The sequence below is a fragment of the Psychrobacillus sp. NPDC058041 genome (genome assembly GCF_042885655.1).
Classification (GTDB): Bacteria; Bacillota; Bacilli; order Bacillales_A; family Planococcaceae; genus Psychrobacillus.
The window spans coordinates 332521-348501 of sequence record NZ_JBHVRO010000002.1 but is presented as its reverse complement, the minus strand read 5'-3'; the positions used below and the strand labels follow the sequence as shown (position 1 = coordinate 348501).

Genomic DNA, 15981 nt, shown 5'->3' with positions numbered 1-15981 from the left:
TTTGTATACAGAGCAAACTTGGATATATAAACGGGCAGCACTGTCTCCAAAGAAGATTGCTTTAATAGATATTAATACAGGCGAAAAATGGAGTTATCAAACGTTAACTAACCATATTTCTAAATGGGTTCATTATTTTAATCTTCAACAATATCAGAAAGGCGATAGAGTTGCTATTTTGTCTCAAAATAGAATTGAACTATTTGCTATCTTATTTGCATGTGGTTTAAAGGGGATTCTTTATGTTCCACTCAATTTCCGATTAAGTGAATTAGAACTGTTGTATATTTTGGAAGATTGTCAACCAGTTCTCATTATCCACGATGCAGAACATCAAATTATTAGTAGTAAGTTTACAAAAATCAATCGATTATTAATATCGAGTATGAAAGATAACAATTCAGAGTTATCACCTCCCTATTCTAATTGTTCTCTAACTGATCCATGGCTTATCATTTACACTGGTGGAACTACTGGTAAACCAAAAGGAGTAGTGCTCTCTTTTGATGCGGTTAATTGGAATGCTATCAACACGATTATTAGCTGGGGTTTAAATAAAACGGATTGTACACTCAATTATATGCCAATGTTCCACACAGGAGGTTTGAACGCCCTTTGTATTCCTGTTCTAATGGTAGGTGGAACCGTTGTCACTGGTAGTCGTTTTCATGCAGAAGAAGCCTTAATAGCTTTAAATACATATAAGACGACTATTTCGTTATTCGTACCAACGATGTATCAATCGATGCTTCAAACGGATTATATGAAAACAGCCACATTTCCGACTGTCAAAGTTTTTTTATCTGGTGGTGCTCCATGTCCCAAAACAATTTACAAGGAATTTGAAAAGAAAGGAATTCTTTTTAAAGAAGGGTATGGTCTAACAGAGGCAGGACCAAATAATTTTTTTATTCAACCAGAAATAGCAAGGAATAAAATAGGGTCTGTAGGGAAATGTATGCAATTTAATGAAGTAAAAATTTTAAATGAATTAGGAGAAATTTGTAAGATAAACGAAATTGGGGAGTTATATATTTCTGGAAAGCATGTATTCACTAAGTATTGGAACAATGAGCTAGAGACGAGTCATACGCTCGTTAATGGATGGTTAAAAACAGGGGATTTAGCAAAAATGGATGCAGACGGGGATTATTTTATCGTAGGTCGAAAAAAAGAACTAATCATTTCTGGTGGAGAAAATGTATATCCTCAAGAAGTGGAGCAGTGTCTCATATTACATCCTAATGTACTAGAAGTAGCAGTGATAGGTGTAGAAGATGATAATTGGGGAGAATGCGTTACTGCCTTCATCACATGTAAAGAACCGAACGAATTTGATGAATCAGAGATTAATACCCATTGTAGAAACTCACTTGGAGGCTTTAAAGTTCCAAAAAAGATTTTTATTGTAGAAGAACTTCCACGAACTGATATTGGTAAAATTGATAAAAAAAGATTGTTACAATTAGCTGTAGAGTAGTCCTTTACAGCTTTTTAAATTGTCTTTTTGTATAATAGGTATAGAGGTGACTTTCAAATGTTTATAAGTGAAAAAGAAATTGAAGTACGATATGCAGAAACAGATCAAATGGGTGTTGTATATCATGCAAACTATGTTATTTGGTTGGAAATAGGACGTACTCAACTAATTCAAGACTTAGGTTTCACATATGCTGGGCTAGAGGAATACGGTTATATATCACCAGTAACAAATGTGAATATTAGCTATAAATCTTCTGTTAAATACGGTGAAAAAGTAATCGTTAAAACATGGATTGAAAACCATGGTAAATTACGAACTACTTATGGATATGAGATTGTACATAAGGATGGCACTATTGCATCTACAGCGACATCAGAGCATGTTATCGTAAAAAAAGACACTTTTCGACCAATTTCTCTGAAGAAAATAGATCCTGATTGGGATGCGAAATATGCCGAAATCGCCAAGGTAAATGATTAATGGCTTTTGGCATAACTCGAGATGAACTTAATGAGTGGAAGAGACAAGTAAGAAACGAGCAAATAGCATTCCTTACTCACTATTGGGTTGATAAGCGATTCCCCGGATGCAAGACAGTTACAAAAGTAGGTTGCAGCAACATCTCTACTTTAATAGAGTGGGGTAAAAAATATGGATTAAAAGAACAATGGATTGATTTAAAAGAAGGATATCCTCATTTTGATTTGTTCGGAAAATACGAATATGACATTATGGAAGAAGAAGGACTTCTATCACAATTAAATAAATTCAAATAAAAAAAAGCGTGGTATAATCACGCTTTTTTATATGTATAAGATAATTCGTCTAATTTTGAATCTAGATTGACATACAGATCATGACCATCAAAGAACCATTCATCTCGTTCTTCGATAAAGAATAATATATTTTCTAACATTAATGTAACAGAAGGTATAACTGGGGTATCCATGGTCATCCCAATAGAAAACCCATCATGTAAAGGACTTGATCCACCGTAACGAGCATAAAAGCGAATTTTGTCTCCAGCTTTTGCTTCCATTTCTTCTTTGAACCAGTTCATTGCTTCTGAAGAGATGAATATTTTCAAACTAATCACCAGCTTTCAATAGGTTAAATCCACTTTACTTTCGGTTCGGTTCCTGCTTTGATTCTTTTAATATTCGAACGGTGTCGATAAAAGATAAAGATTGCAATTAGTAAAACGACTCCGATTAAAGGTAAATCATGTTCAAAAGTAAAATAATAAATTATAGAATATAGTAAGGCAATGATTGCTAAGATCATTGAAGTTAGAGACACCATTTTAGTTAACTTAAGCACAACCAAAAAACCAACTATTAATAATACAAATATAGGCCAGTTATAACCAAGCAATATTCCTCCGGAAGTGGCGACCGCCTTACCACCTTTAAAGTTAGCGAAAATTGGGAACATATGGCCAATAACTGCAACTATGCCAAGTATTAAAGGATGAACATTAGTAGATTCAAAAAAAGGTAACAAACCAAGTAGAGTAGCAGCAGTTCCTTTTAGTATATCCATAATTGTAACAACTAAACCAGCTTTTTTGCCTAAGGTTCGGAATGTGTTCGTTGCACCTAAATTTCCGCTACCATGCTCTCTTATATCAGTATTATAAAATAATTTTCCAATCCATAAGCCAGAAGGTATGGAACCAATTACATATGCAAGTAAAAGCAAAATAATTATCGTCATAGCATACTCCTTTTAGTATAAAACTATTAATATATTGAACTCTTAGTTTACCATGTCCGGTAAGTACTGTTCAATGTAAAGAACGTCAAACGTAAGAAAATCGGTTAAAATATTTATTGGTTGAACTTATTATGTTTACCATGTAAGCTAAGTTCTGTTCAACATAAAGAAGGAAAAATGCATTCCAATAGAGAAAGCTACTGTATAGTAGATTGCAAACAGCCTTATATTTATTTACAATTAAAGCTGGCCCTATGTACGCAAAGTATTGACATACGAACAATCTGTTTGTAGGCTAAAAGAATAGATAAGAACAGATGTTTTGTTTTTTTGGAGGGGAACATATATTGAGTAAAACCGAAATAATAACAAGTTATAGTGATGATGATATTCAGGTATTGGAGGGGCTCGAAGCCGTCCGTAAAAGACCTGGTATGTATATTGGTTCCACAGATACAAGAGGATTGCATCATTTGGTGTATGAGATTGTAGATAACTCTGTAGATGAAAGCCTCGCGGGATTTGGAAATCATATTATCGTGACAATTCATGAAGATCAAAGTATTACTGTTCGTGATTTTGGCCGGGGAATGCCGACTGGTATGCATAAAACTGGAATACCAACAGCTGAAGTTATATTTACAGTATTACATGCTGGCGGTAAGTTCGGTCAAGGAGGGTATAAAACAAGTGGAGGTCTACATGGTGTAGGGGCTTCCGTTGTGAATGCGCTTTCATCATTTGTCGAGGTAATTATCCATCGCGAAGGAAAAAAATTCATCCAACGATTTGAAAACGGTGGAAAAGTTGTCCAAGCGTTAAAAGAAATTGGGACTACCAAAGAAACTGGTACATCCGTACATTTTCTCCCAGATGACACCATTTTTTCCGTTTCTAAATATAATTACGAAACATTAAGCGAAAGATTAAGAGAGTCTGCTTTTCTACTAAAAGGATTAAAAATAGAATTAATTGATGAACGAACAAGTGCACATGATATTTTTTATTATGAAACTGGAATACAAGCATTCGTTTCTTATTTGAATGAAGAAAAAGATGTCCTACATCCCGTATTTTACATGGAAGGCATACAGGATGAAATAGAAGTAGAGTTTGCCTTTCAGTTTAATGATGGGTACTCAGAAACGATTCTTTCGTTTGTAAATAATGTACGTACTAGAGATGGTGGAACTCATGAAACTGGTGCAAAAGCTGCACTAACAAGAGTTTTTAATGAGTATGCTCGGAAAACAAGTTTGTTGAAGGAAAAAGATAAGAATTTAGAAGGTTCGGATATTCGAGAAGGGATATCTGCAATAGTTTCTGTCCGAATTCCTGAGAATTTACTGCAATTTGAAGGACAAACAAAAGGGAAACTTGGGACAAGTGAAGCAAGAAGTGCTGTTGATGGGGTTATTTCGGAAAAACTTCAATATATTTTAGAAGAAAATGCGGAGCTTACGTCCTCATTAATACGAAAAGCAATTCGTGCTCAACAAGCTAGAGAAGCCGCACGTAAAGCAAGAGAAGACGCTCGTAATGGAAAAAAACGCAAACGCTCTGATACGCTATTGTCTGGTAAGTTAACCCCCGCTCAATCTCGTAATGCTTCTAAAAATGAACTCTATCTAGTCGAAGGAGATTCTGCTGGAGGATCTGCCAAACAAGGAAGAGATCGAACTTTTCAAGCAATACTTCCTTTAAGAGGTAAAGTAATTAATACAGAAAAAGCAAAACTCGCCGATATTATGAAAAACGAAGAGATTTCCACTATTATTCATGCTATCGGAGGTGGAGTAGGCACTGACTTCCAAATAGCTGATATTGCATATGATAAAGTAGTAATCATGACTGATGCTGATACAGATGGAGCTCATATTCAAGTGCTGTTATTAACCTTCTTTTATCGCTATATGAAACCATTGATCGAAAATGGGAAAATATACATTGCTTTACCTCCTCTATATAAAGTATATAAAGGTCTTGGTAAAAAAGAAGTGTTTCAATATGCTTGGACAGAAAAAGAATTAGACGCCGCTACCAAGAAGATTGGGAAAGGATTTATGCTCCAACGTTATAAAGGGCTTGGAGAAATGAATGCTGACCAATTATGGGATACTACAATGAATCCTGAAACGCGTACACTAATTCGTGTAACTATAGAAGACGGTGCTCGAGCTGAAAGACATGTAACGACTTTAATGGGTGATAAAGTAGAACCACGTCGTAAATGGATTGAAGCAAATGTTAATTTTAGTTTAAATGATGATTCAAATATTTTAGAAAATGAAAGAATTCACACGGAGGATGAGTTAGTATGACACAAACCGAACGTTATCAAGATTTACCACTAGAAGAAGTGATAGGTGATCGGTTTGGACGTTATAGTAAATACATCATTCAAGACCGCGCACTACCAGATGCGAGAGATGGGTTAAAACCTGTTCAACGACGTATCTTATTTGCAATGTTCCAGGAAGGAAATACAAATGATAAACCTTTCCGAAAATCTGCTAAAACAGTTGGTAATGTAATCGGTAACTACCATCCTCACGGAGATAGCTCTGTTTACGAAGCAATGGTTCGTATGAGTCAGGATTGGAAACTTAGACATATGTTAGTGGAGATGCACGGTAATAATGGTTCTGTTGATGGGGATCCACCTGCTGCAATGCGTTATACAGAAGCAAGACTTTCTGCTATTTCACATGAGCTACTTCGAGATATTAATAAAAACACAGTAGACTATATTCCAAATTTTGATGACTCCGACTCAGAGCCTGTTGTTTTACCTGCGCGTTTTCCAAATCTATTAGTTAATGGATCGACTGGTATTTCTGCAGGATACGCTACAGATATCCCACCTCATGCTCTTCATGAAGCATTGGATGCTGTATTAATGCGAATGGAAAATCCTGCCGCTACAATCGATGAGTTAATGACAGTAATAAAAGGACCTGATTTCCCAACTGGCGGGATAATTCAAGGTGTGGATGGCATCAAAAAAGCATATGAAACAGGTAAAGGGAAAATTGTTGTTCGTTCTAAAACAGAAATAGAAGTAATAAAAGGCGGTAAAGAGCAAATAGTTATTACTGAAATTCCTTTTGAAGTAAACAAAGCCAATTTAATTAAAAAAATTGATGAACAAAGACATGATAAGCGTCTCGATGGAATAGCAGATGTTCGAGACGAATCCGACCGTACGGGATTACGTATTGTCATTGAAATGAAAAAAGAAGTAGAGGCACATGGTATCCTTCAATTCTTATTCAAAAATACAGATCTACAAGTAACGTATAACTTTAATATGATTGCAATTCATAATAGACGACCTACGATGATGACCTTACCGTTGTTATTAGATTCATATATCGGTCATCAAAAAGAAGTTGTTACTCGAAGAACTGCTTTTGACTTGAAAAAAGCAAAGGAACGTCTGCACATCGTTGCGGGCTTAATGAAAGCATTATCCATATTAGATGAAGTAATTAGAACGATTCGTGCTTCTAAAGATAAACGAGATGCTAAAAATAACTTAATGACTGCATATGCTTTCTCAGAAGCTCAAGCGGAAGCAATTGTTTCATTGCAATTATATAGACTAACTAATACAGATATAACAGAACTACAAAATGAAGAAGAATCGCTCAATGAGTTAGTAAAAAAATTAGAAAGTATTTTAGCAAGTGAAGCCGTTCTATTAAAAGTTATAAAAAAAGAATTGTTAGAAGTTCGAAAACAATTTGCTGAACCAAGAAAATCTGTAATTGAAGATGAAATCGAAGAGATTAAAGTTACGCTTGATGTATTAATTCCAAGTGAGGAAGTAATTGTAACCGTTACAAAAGACGGGTATGTTAAACGTACAAGTATGCGATCATTTACAGCTTCTAATGGTCAAGACTTTGCAATAAAGGAATCTGATTACGTATTATACAAAGAACCAATTAATACACAACATCATTTACTACTATTCACTTCAAAAGGAAATTATATTTATCAACCTGTTCATGAGTTGCCTGATATTCGCTGGAAAGATCTTGGCCAGCATATTTCAAGTATAGTACCTTTAGAAACGAATGAATCCATCATAAATGTAATAGGTATCGAATCATTTGATCTGGATTTATGTGTACTTACTGCAACTAGAGATGGTCAGATTAAACGTTCTTTACTTTCTGATTATGTTGTTCAACGATATGCACGCCCGATTAAAACTATCAATTTGAAAAAAGAAGATGAATTAATACTTGCAGAACTTGTTACACCTTCCGATGAAGTATTATTTACCACTTACAATAGTTACTCAGTTCGATTCTCATTAGATGAAGTACCAATCACTGGTGTGAAAACGGGTGGAGTTAAAGCTATAAATTTAAAAGAAGATGATTACGTAGTAAGTGTAAATATAATTAGTCAAAACAGTCAGGATGATATTACATTGGTTACGCATCGTGGATCAGTGAAAAAAATGTCCTTAAAGGAAATTGAAACAGGTGGTCGTGCGAAACGCGGAATTGTTACACTTCGTGAATTAAAAACAAATGCGCATAGAGTATTTGCAGTAATTTTAACGAATAAAACAGATGAACTTGTCTTAGAAACAGAAAAAGGAGTTCAGGAGATCGTTCAAACGAACACATTGCGCCCAACTGATCGATATTCTAATGGGTCATTTATTGTAGATACTGAAAAAGACGGTAAACTTGTTCGAGTATGGAAACAACCAATCGAACAGAAAGAATAAGGGATATTATGTGGAGAAATATAAATGTTTGGATTGTGTTATTAGGGGAATTGATTGCAGGTCTAGGTCTATGGAGTGGCATTATTGGCAATCTTGAGTTTATGCAAGAAAAAGTTCCATCTGATTTTCATAAATCATTAATTCTTGCAAGTGGACTATTAGCAGGTGTGTTGATAGGTCCATTTGCAGGGAAGATTATTGATCAATCTAAGAAAAAAACGGTGTTAATCGTGTCAAGTATCGGACGGGTTCTAAGTGTTTTGTTTATGTTTGTAGCAATTGCTACAGGATCAATATGGTGGATGGTATTATTTTTAATTAGTTTACAAATATCTTCTTCTTTTTATTTCCCTGCTTTGCAAGCAACACTACCGTTGATTGTAAAACAAAAAGAGCTATTACAACTTAATGGTTGGCATATGAATATATCCACCATAGCACGTGTAGCTGGAACCGCCATTGCGGGATTTGTCCTTGTATATTGGCCAATACAATCGCTCTATATAGTTTCTATGATTACATACGCAGGATTATTAGTGTTTACTTGTTTTCTTAAGATAGATGAAAAAGAAAAAGTAGATTTAAAAGATGGAAAAGGGAACAGTGGATTTAAAGAAATTTTTCCAATGTTACGAGAAAATACAGCAGTTTTCATGACACTTATTTTAACGCTTGTTCCAGTGTTATTTTTAGGATCATTTAATTTGCTCATTATTAATATAAGTGTATTGCAAGAATCGGGATCGATTAAAGGTATCATTTATGCAGTTGAAGGGGTTGCCTTTATGCTTGGTACTCTTGCCATAAAGTATATTGGAGCTAAATGGAAAATAAACAATATTCTTTTTACTTTTGTCTTTGTAATAGGTGCTGCTGAAATATTATTATACTTTGCTGCTAGTCCTGCATTAACGCTTATAACTTTTGCAGCGTTGGGGTTCTCGCTTGGTTGTTTCTTCCCCACAGCAATGACTATTTTTCAAAAGCAAATACCTAAAGCATTTCACGGTAGATTCTTTTCATTCCGAAGTATGTTGGATCGAATAGCTTTCCAAGTTGTTTTACTATCGACAGGAGCTCTTTTAGATGTCATCGGGATGCAATACATGGTCGTTGTCTTTGGCCTGCTTAGTGTATCGATAACGTCCATTTTCGTATGGAGAATGAAAAAAAATAAACTAGCTTTTATTTAAGCAAAATAAAAAGCATTTCCATCGGGGCGTAAACCTTGTTGGAAATGCTTTTTATGTTTATTTTGATACTGTTGTAATTTTTCTTTCTTTGTTTTTGTCATTCGTACATGAGTACTAAAATCAACTTCATTTCGAAAAGCAGATACATCTTTTCCTGTGTTTCGAAGCTGGTGGGCACGTTTTTTAAATGCAGCGGATTTTGCCATCTAAATCACTCCTATAATAATTATTTCTTTCAAAGGATAGCGTATATTAATTTTTATTAAAATACAAGTTACGAAACTCAGTTAAAAGTTGTCCTTGGTGATAATTTATTCCTATATTCATACTGAGTTTAGTCGTAATTGTAGATTCATTTTTAGTATTATGAAATATTGTGTTGTTTGGAGTTCAGCATTTCCTTTATACTTCTTAAGAAAAAAAGTAAACAGCCTTATTGCAAGACTGTTTGGGTGTTATCGAATCCAAACAGTCTTTTTTACAGACAAGTATATAAATTTTATATGCCATGAATAGTTTGATTTTCGCTGTTGGCGGACGCTTTCTTACCTCTAGTCAAGAGTAATTTCTATAAAAAGCAAATTAAAGATAGTGATCCATCAATGAGTTGTTGCTTTCCGTTCCGGCGCTCGCTTTCGGTGCAAAAAAACATTTGCTATTCCCGCAGGAGTCGAGCACCTGCACTCCAAGCAACAATGAACAATAAACAAGGGGACTTATCAATAATCACCTTTAAATTTAATTACTTTATTAGGATTTTCTCCTTCTATAAGGTGAAATGCGACTTTCAGGAACTTATTCACACATGCGATTACCGCAACCTTATGATGCTTACTCTGAGGTTGCTTTTTTAGTTGATCATAATAATTTACAATTTGATTTCGGGAACTTTCTCGCTGTGAAATCATCGACATTATCATTAAAAATAGGATTTTCCGCAACCTCCTATTTCCACTTTTATTAATACGGTCCTGATACTGAAACTTTCCGGATTGATTGCGTTGAATATCGATGCCCGCCAGAGACGAGTAACCGCAGGAGCAAGTGTTTCGTCCAAAGCTAGGGAATTAGCGAAGCCAAGATGCGCTTAAAAGGCATCTGGACTTTTCTTAATCTATTCAAATTATAGTTTTTATGAATGGTATACTAAACCAACAAATTATCAGACTAGTAACATAGCACTTTTAAAATTTGACTTTTGTGACTATTTATCCATATAATTATATTTGACAATTCTGAAATCTGTTGAGTGAGAGGTGACAAATATGTCGCAAATCGAGATTAGAAATTTCCAAGAAAACGATATGCAGCTTTTGAAAAAATTCCGTGAATATTTAACATCTGAACAGAAAGTTGTTTTTTGGTGGGTAGGACCAAAAGAAAATTGGCAAAATGTATTTTGTGCATTTGAGGACGAACAAATGATTGCAAAAGGACAGGTGCAAATTGTCTCAGAAATCCCCACGGGCAATACAGGTCATCACAAAATCTTTATGAATCTTAAGATTCTACCGGAGCGAGAAGAGGATAATAATCTCTATGATTCTTTGTATAAATTATTGTTACAAAGAGCAAGTGAATTAAAACAAACCCTCTCAAGTCAAAATAAAACGATGCTATGTGTTGGAAATTATTCAACTGAAGAGCGAAATAATTCATTTTTCATACGACAAGGTTTTGAATACATAGAGAGTATATTCTCAATGCAAAGGGATTTAGATAAGCCTATCGGCAAATTTAAAATAAAAGCACCTTATCAATTTCGCTACTGGGAAATGGCAACTGATATGGACAAGAAGGAATATTTAAAAGTAGAAGCTGAAATTTGGCCAGATTCACCACTTAGATTGGATCGATTAATTGAGTATCAAAATAACCCATTATGGAAAGCCCTATCTGTATGGCGTGATAATACACTAATTGGTAGCGTGATGGTATGGAAAGAAGACGGGCAAGGCTGCATTGAGGATCTATTTGTTCGTGATTCCGACAGAAAGCAAGGGATTGCAAAATATTTACTTTCTGAAGCACTGTTTTATCTAAAAGGGAACGGTTGTAAATCAGCATTTCTAGACGTTAATACAAACAATGAATCTGCATTGTCATTATATGTTTCTGTAGGTTTTGAACAAGAATGCGAAGAGGTTCGGTACTCAAAGGGAATATAAGTAAAGAGAATTAATAAAAAACGATAGATATCACTCCAAAAATGAATGATGAATTGATAGGAGGTAAGTAGTTGAATGGGTTTTAAAAATTGTCTGGAGCAATATATTAAAGCTACAAACACTCATAATTTTGAAAACGTTAAAAGTCTCTTGCATCCAAATGCAGTTTATTGGTTTTCAGATAAAACTTGTACAACTATAAATGAAATTCAAAACTATTTTGAAAATGCATGGGATGTTATTAAAGAAGAGGTCTATGCTGCATCCAATGTACATTGGTTAGTAGCTGATGAAAAAACGGCAACTTGTATTTATACATATCACTATGAAGGTTATTATGATGGCAAATTTGTTTTTGGAAGTGGACGAGCGACAAATGTTTTTATTAAAGAAAACGAGCATGATTGGAAGTTAATACACGAACATTTAAGTAGTATCTCATAATGTGAATTTAAGGATATAAATACCTTGCACAATAATTTATTTAAATGGAGGAGAAGGCATTATGTTTTTACTTTTTTATTGATCTTTTCATATGGTAATGGCATCAATATTACTTAAAATTGAAAAGAGGGTTTATAAATGATTAAATATACAACTGAATTAGAGAATATACAGCCTGAGTCATTACAAGGTTTTTTTGTCGATTGGCCAAATCCACCTTCACCTGTAACACATTTGAAATTGTTAAATGGTAGTTCTCACAAAATATTAGCTATAGATTCCGAAAGTGGGGAAGTAGTAGGGTTTATAACAGCAATTAGTGATGGAGTTTTAAGTGCATATATTCCACTTTTAGAAGTATTACCTGCATATAAAAATAATGGTATCGGTAAAGAGCTAGTACAAAGAATGATTGAGGAACTTAAAAACCTCTATATGGTTGATTTACTATGTGATGACCATTTACAGCCTTATTATGAGAAACAAGGAATGATGAAAGCTTCCGGCATGATAATTCGAAACTATCAACATCAAGCTGGTATACTAGAATAATTACTTTAAACAGGGGAATCTGATGATAATAAAGTTAGCTGGGGTAAGTGATTTAGTACAGATACTAGAAGTTTTAAATAAGGTTACTATTGCTTTGCAAAATAAGAATATAAATCAATGGTCTTATCCTTGGGATTCTGAGTATATTAGTAATGAAATTAGTGAAGAAAAATCGTATAAATTAATGCATAATGAAAGTGTAATTGGTACTTTTTTTATTGAAACAATTGATAAAATAGGTGAATATATAATTGAGCCTGAAAGCTTATATTTATCAAAAATTGCAATTCTACCAGAATACCAGGGAAGTAATATAGGTTCTAAAATAACTGACTTTGCATGTACTAATGCTCAAAAATTAAACAAAGTACTATATATAGATTGTTGGGCTGGGAATATAAAACTTAAAGAATTCTATTCTAAAAATGGATTCCAATATATTGGCGATTTTAGTGAAGAGGATTATTTAATTAGTATTTTTAGATCTAGTAAGAAGTAGTATTATTAATTTTCTAGACAGCAATCGTAAACAATGATAATTATTGTTTACGTTTGCTTTTTTAATTACAAATAGTGAGAAGCTGAGTAATAAAAAAAATTTTCAGAATTTATTAATGGTAGATACAGCAAAGATTCCAGTATTGTGAGGACGTGAATAAATTGTAGTGAATAAAAGAATTATTGATATGCTACAAGTTGTTATTCAATGATAATTTGATGCAAAACGATATTTGATTAAAAACAAATTTCATAAATACTAAAAATGTTTAAATTTTTCTCGAATATCTCAATGTTTCAAGTATACTTTATTAATGAGATGCAACTGCGAATAATATATATTATGTAAACTAAAAATTAAAAAATAAAAGAAGGTTCAACATTTACCCACTTCTTTCTTTAATTATTGAATACTGTTTATTAATCTTTATCTCCACAATCTATTTAATTATTTCTATGATCAATATTATTCTAAATTTGACTGACTTATTCTGCTTTTAAAATCTTTCTTTAAACTATTAGAAAGAATTCGTTCATTATGCTTAAAATTTCTTATTGCAATCGCAGAAATTCCACTTTATAGCTCTATTTCTCTTGTTTTTATAGCGCCTATATACATGTGGATAATCACTTTATCTATCATTCCAGGATTTCTACCAATAGCTATTTTCTATAGTTACTTCTTACAGTAAGAATACAAACGTTCTATATATCAAATATATTCCTTCGTTTCTTCTAGTGACACACGTTTTTGTTTACATAATATTATTATGGTATCTAGCCTAAGTATTATTTATGTTAAGTGATAGAATCGATACGATCACTGCTGCAAATGTTATTGCAAACATTAATGTTTTAAATGCTTTCACTGGCATCTTCTCCCTCCTTCGGGAGTGTTGAAACATGTATACTCATCAAATTTTCCGGTTCCTTTGCAAACCGTGCATTTTATGTCCATTGGTATGGGTAAGAAAATTTTTATTTTTCCAGTACCATTACAGTTTTTACATATCATTTGCAGTACCTCCTCTATTTTTTAAAACATTATCACTTCAAGTTTTAACCTTTTCCCTATGGAGTACCTTAAGAAAATCGAATAGGTCTTCCTGTTAAAGAACCATTTAACCTATACCGACAAGGATTAATATTCCTGTTACAATGGCCAACCATATAGATTCACCAATGTTCCTAATACTAGAATTATGCCCATTTTCAAAGATAAAATTGCTTACGGCTACCCAATACATCACAAGAAAAGTAAAGACATAATTTATTCCACTTAGTTTGCTCTTTAGTTAGCAATCCGCTGCCTTTATATCCCACAAGAATAATGGTTAAGTATAGTAAGATTAGATCCACATATATCTTGTTTTCTTCTTTTCTTTACCCTAATTGTGTAATAGTATCCCAACATTTTTGAAAATCTCTAATAAAAACGAAAATTAAGGTAATACTAAAAGTAACAATCAATTGGAGGAGTTATTTTTGGATACTATTGAATCTAAAATTTCCATCTTTGCATTAGGTGGAATAAATGAAATCGGAAAGAATATGTATGTCATCCAATCAGCCGATGATATCGTAATTATAGATTGTGGATCCAAGTTTCCAGATGAAAGTCTTTTGGGAATTGATTTAATCATTCAAGATATTTCTTATCTACAGGATAATAAAGAAAAGATTCGAGCTTTAATAGTCACTCATGGACACGAAGATCATATTGGTGGTGTCCCCTATTTTTTAAAACAATTGAATGTACCAATTTATGCAACCAATTTAACGTTAGGCTTAATTGAAATTAAGTTAAAAGAACATGGGTTATTAAGACAAGCGAAGCTTTTTATGATCGATTCTGAATCAAAAATTCGATTAGGTACAATAAATGCTACATTTTTTAAAACAAGTCACAGTATACCCGATTGCTTAGGTATTGCATTCCATACTCCACAAGGCACAATTGTGCATACCGGCGACTTCAAGTTTGATTTGACTCCTGTGGATCATCAAGCTCCAGATATACACAAAATGGCTGAGTTAGGGCAAAAAGGTGTACTACTACTTTTATCAGAAAGTACCAATGCGGAAAGACCAGGCTTTACTCAATCAGAACTAGTTGTCGGTGAACATATTGAGGACGCATTCCGTCACGCACCTCGTAAAATTTTCATTTCTACTTTTGCATCTAATGTAAACCGGGTACAACAAATAATACAAGCTGCAATTAAGACGAATCGAAAAATTGCTCTTCTAGGTAGAAGTATGGTTAATGTAGTTTCTGTAGCGATGGAACGTGGTTATTTGGAAATGCCTGAGGGAACGTTAATAGATGCAAGTGAAGTAAATACAATGAATCCAGAGAATGTAGTCATTATTTGTACCGGAAGCCAGGGCGAACCAATGGCAGCCTTATCTAGACTTTCTTCCTCTAGATTTCGCCAAGTAGAGGTACTTCCAGAAGATACAATCATTATGGCTGCAAGTCCAATACCAGGAAATGAAAGAAGCGTCTCACGAATAATAGATAACTTATTATTATTAGGGGCAAGAGTAATTTATGGATCGGGAAATGTAACTGGAATGCACGTTTCTGGTCATGCTTGCCAAGAGGAATTAAAGCTAATGCTAACGCTAATGAAACCCAAATATTTCATTCCTATTCATGGAGAATACAGAATGCTTCATAAGCATCGTATATTAGCCGAAGCGGTTGGAGTTAATAGGGAGAACATATTTATTATTAACAATGGCGACGTAGTTGATTTAGTCGATAAAAAAGCAATTCAAACCCGTAGTGTAGATGCTGGAAATGTCTTTGTCGACGGCTTTGGAATTGGTGATGTTGGCAATATTATTTTACGCGATCGAAAAGTACTTTCAGAAGATGGAATGCTAGTGATCGTTATTACCTTAAGTAAGTCTCAAGGGAAAATAATCTCTGGACCCGACTTACTTTCGCGAGGTTTTGTATATGGACCAAATGCAGAGGAACTTTTAAATGAAGTAAATCAATCCATCAGCGCGACTATTAAGAAATTAAGTAATAGGAGTAAAAATCAACGAGAATTAAAGCAGGATATTAAAAAGTCAATCGAACACCTTCTATATTCACGTACGAAAAAAAGACCAATGATCCTGCCAATTATTATTGATATATAAAAATACACATAATCTCAAAAA

At 33.7% G+C, this 15981-nt stretch carries 14 protein-coding genes and 1 pseudogene; 11 read left to right on the top strand and 4 right to left on the bottom strand.

What is annotated here, in order from left to right; translation table 11 throughout:
- Position 1 precedes the first annotated feature (1 nt).
- Genes ACFVR1_RS04230 through ACFVR1_RS04220 form a run of 3 tightly spaced genes read left to right on the top strand, consistent with a single transcriptional unit; the run spans position 2 to position 2259 of the window.
- The gene (locus ACFVR1_RS04230) at positions 2 to 1480 is read left to right on the top strand and encodes an AMP-binding protein (RefSeq protein ID WP_387580759.1); all 1479 of its coding nucleotides are present in this window, start codon (positions 2 to 4) and stop codon (positions 1478 to 1480) included.
- Between the two features lie 57 nt (positions 1481 to 1537).
- Positions 1538 to 1963: an acyl-CoA thioesterase gene (locus ACFVR1_RS04225; protein WP_387580756.1), complete on the top strand. Its 426-nt coding sequence runs from the start codon at positions 1538 to 1540 to the stop codon at positions 1961 to 1963.
- Positions 1963 to 2259, top strand: a complete 297-nt coding sequence (locus tag ACFVR1_RS04220) for a hypothetical protein (protein ID WP_387580754.1) — start codon at positions 1963 to 1965, stop codon at positions 2257 to 2259. The genes ACFVR1_RS04225 and ACFVR1_RS04220 overlap by 1 nt, the downstream gene beginning before the upstream one ends.
- Before the next feature lie 17 nt (positions 2260 to 2276).
- Here ACFVR1_RS04220 and ACFVR1_RS04215 read toward each other — a convergent pair whose 3' ends face one another.
- Positions 2277 to 2570 carry a HesB/YadR/YfhF family protein gene (locus tag ACFVR1_RS04215; protein WP_387580752.1) on the bottom strand — a complete coding sequence of 98 codons (294 nt, stop codon included), beginning with the start codon at positions 2568 to 2570 and terminating at the stop codon, positions 2277 to 2279.
- Positions 2571 to 2593: 23 nt separating this feature from the next.
- Entirely contained in the window at positions 2594 to 3199 is a 606-nt protein-coding gene (gene plsY / locus ACFVR1_RS04210; protein ID WP_387580749.1) for a glycerol-3-phosphate 1-O-acyltransferase PlsY, read from the bottom strand.
- Positions 3200 to 3516: 317 nt separating this feature from the next.
- Between plsY and parE the strand changes: the two genes are divergently transcribed.
- The 3 genes from parE to ACFVR1_RS04195 are packed head-to-tail and all read left to right on the top strand — an operon-like array spanning position 3517 to position 9142.
- Complete coding sequence (gene parE, locus ACFVR1_RS04205; RefSeq protein ID WP_387580747.1) at positions 3517 to 5520, top strand: DNA topoisomerase IV subunit B; 2004 nt, start codon at positions 3517 to 3519, stop codon at positions 5518 to 5520.
- Complete coding sequence (gene parC, locus ACFVR1_RS04200; protein WP_387580745.1) at positions 5517 to 7949, top strand: DNA topoisomerase IV subunit A; 2433 nt, start codon at positions 5517 to 5519, stop codon at positions 7947 to 7949. Before parE ends, parC begins: the two co-directional genes overlap by 4 nt.
- An 8-nt stretch (positions 7950 to 7957) precedes the next feature.
- The gene (locus ACFVR1_RS04195) at positions 7958 to 9142 is read left to right on the top strand and encodes an MFS transporter (RefSeq protein ID WP_387580743.1); all 1185 of its coding nucleotides are present in this window, start codon (positions 7958 to 7960) and stop codon (positions 9140 to 9142) included.
- On the opposite strand, the gene ACFVR1_RS04190 is transcribed toward ACFVR1_RS04195, so the two are convergent.
- Together ACFVR1_RS04190 and ACFVR1_RS04185 are read right to left on the bottom strand one after the other, a co-directional pair.
- Complete coding sequence (locus ACFVR1_RS04190; RefSeq protein WP_387580740.1) at positions 9139 to 9348, bottom strand: hypothetical protein; 210 nt, start codon at positions 9346 to 9348, stop codon at positions 9139 to 9141. The two genes, ACFVR1_RS04195 and ACFVR1_RS04190, sit on opposite strands and share 4 nt — an antisense overlap.
- A 513-nt stretch (positions 9349 to 9861) precedes the next feature.
- Positions 9862 to 10170: pseudogene (locus ACFVR1_RS04185) on the bottom strand (transposase); the annotation flags it as partial.
- Positions 10171 to 10407: 237 nt separating this feature from the next.
- Here ACFVR1_RS04185 and ACFVR1_RS04180 point away from each other — a divergent pair.
- The 5 genes from ACFVR1_RS04180 to ACFVR1_RS04160 all read left to right on the top strand — a co-directional run bounded on the left by ACFVR1_RS04180 (position 10408) and on the right by ACFVR1_RS04160 (position 15960).
- Positions 10408 to 11310, top strand: coding sequence for a GNAT family N-acetyltransferase (locus tag ACFVR1_RS04180; protein WP_387580737.1), 903 nt, complete (start codon positions 10408 to 10410; stop codon positions 11308 to 11310).
- A 75-nt stretch (positions 11311 to 11385) separates the two neighbouring features.
- A complete protein-coding gene (locus ACFVR1_RS04175; RefSeq protein ID WP_387580734.1) occupies positions 11386 to 11754 on the top strand; it encodes a YybH family protein in 369 nt (122 codons plus the stop codon).
- A gap of 138 nt (positions 11755 to 11892) precedes the next feature.
- On the top strand, positions 11893 to 12306 hold the full coding sequence (locus ACFVR1_RS04170) for a GNAT family N-acetyltransferase (RefSeq protein ID WP_387580731.1): 414 nt from the start codon (positions 11893 to 11895) through the stop codon (positions 12304 to 12306).
- 22 nt (positions 12307 to 12328) lie between these two features.
- Positions 12329 to 12805 carry a GNAT family N-acetyltransferase gene (locus tag ACFVR1_RS04165; RefSeq protein WP_387580729.1) on the top strand — a complete coding sequence of 159 codons (477 nt, stop codon included), beginning with the start codon at positions 12329 to 12331 and terminating at the stop codon, positions 12803 to 12805.
- Between the two features lie 1484 nt (positions 12806 to 14289).
- A complete protein-coding gene (locus ACFVR1_RS04160) occupies positions 14290 to 15960 on the top strand; it encodes a ribonuclease J (RefSeq protein WP_387580727.1) in 1671 nt (556 codons plus the stop codon).
- The last annotated feature ends 21 nt before the right edge of the window (positions 15961 to 15981 follow it).

What these genes read in the sequence shown, in the direction of transcription:
- ACFVR1_RS04225 (WP_387580756.1), top strand. Translation starts at nt 1,538, where the DNA reads ATGTTTATAAGTGAAAAAGAAATTGAAGTACGATATGCAGAAACAGAT.
- ACFVR1_RS04180 (WP_387580737.1), top strand. Translation starts at nt 10,408, where the DNA reads ATGTCGCAAATCGAGATTAGAAATTTCCAAGAAAACGATATGCAGCTT.
- ACFVR1_RS04220 (WP_387580754.1), top strand. Translation starts at nt 1,963, where the DNA reads ATGGCTTTTGGCATAACTCGAGATGAACTTAATGAGTGGAAGAGACAA.
- parC (WP_387580745.1), top strand. Translation starts at nt 5,517, where the DNA reads ATGACACAAACCGAACGTTATCAAGATTTACCACTAGAAGAAGTGATA.
- ACFVR1_RS04170 (WP_387580731.1), top strand. Translation starts at nt 11,893, where the DNA reads ATGATTAAATATACAACTGAATTAGAGAATATACAGCCTGAGTCATTA.
- ACFVR1_RS04175 (WP_387580734.1), top strand. Translation starts at nt 11,386, where the DNA reads ATGGGTTTTAAAAATTGTCTGGAGCAATATATTAAAGCTACAAACACT.
- parE (WP_387580747.1), top strand. Translation starts at nt 3,517, where the DNA reads ATGTTTTGTTTTTTTGGAGGGGAACATATATTGAGTAAAACCGAAATA.
- ACFVR1_RS04190 (WP_387580740.1), bottom strand. Translation starts at nt 9,348, where the DNA reads ATGGCAAAATCCGCTGCATTTAAAAAACGTGCCCACCAGCTTCGAAAC.
- ACFVR1_RS04165 (WP_387580729.1), top strand. Translation starts at nt 12,329, where the DNA reads ATGATAATAAAGTTAGCTGGGGTAAGTGATTTAGTACAGATACTAGAA.
- plsY (WP_387580749.1), bottom strand. Translation starts at nt 3,199, where the DNA reads ATGACGATAATTATTTTGCTTTTACTTGCATATGTAATTGGTTCCATA.
- ACFVR1_RS04195 (WP_387580743.1), top strand. Translation starts at nt 7,958, where the DNA reads ATGTGGAGAAATATAAATGTTTGGATTGTGTTATTAGGGGAATTGATT.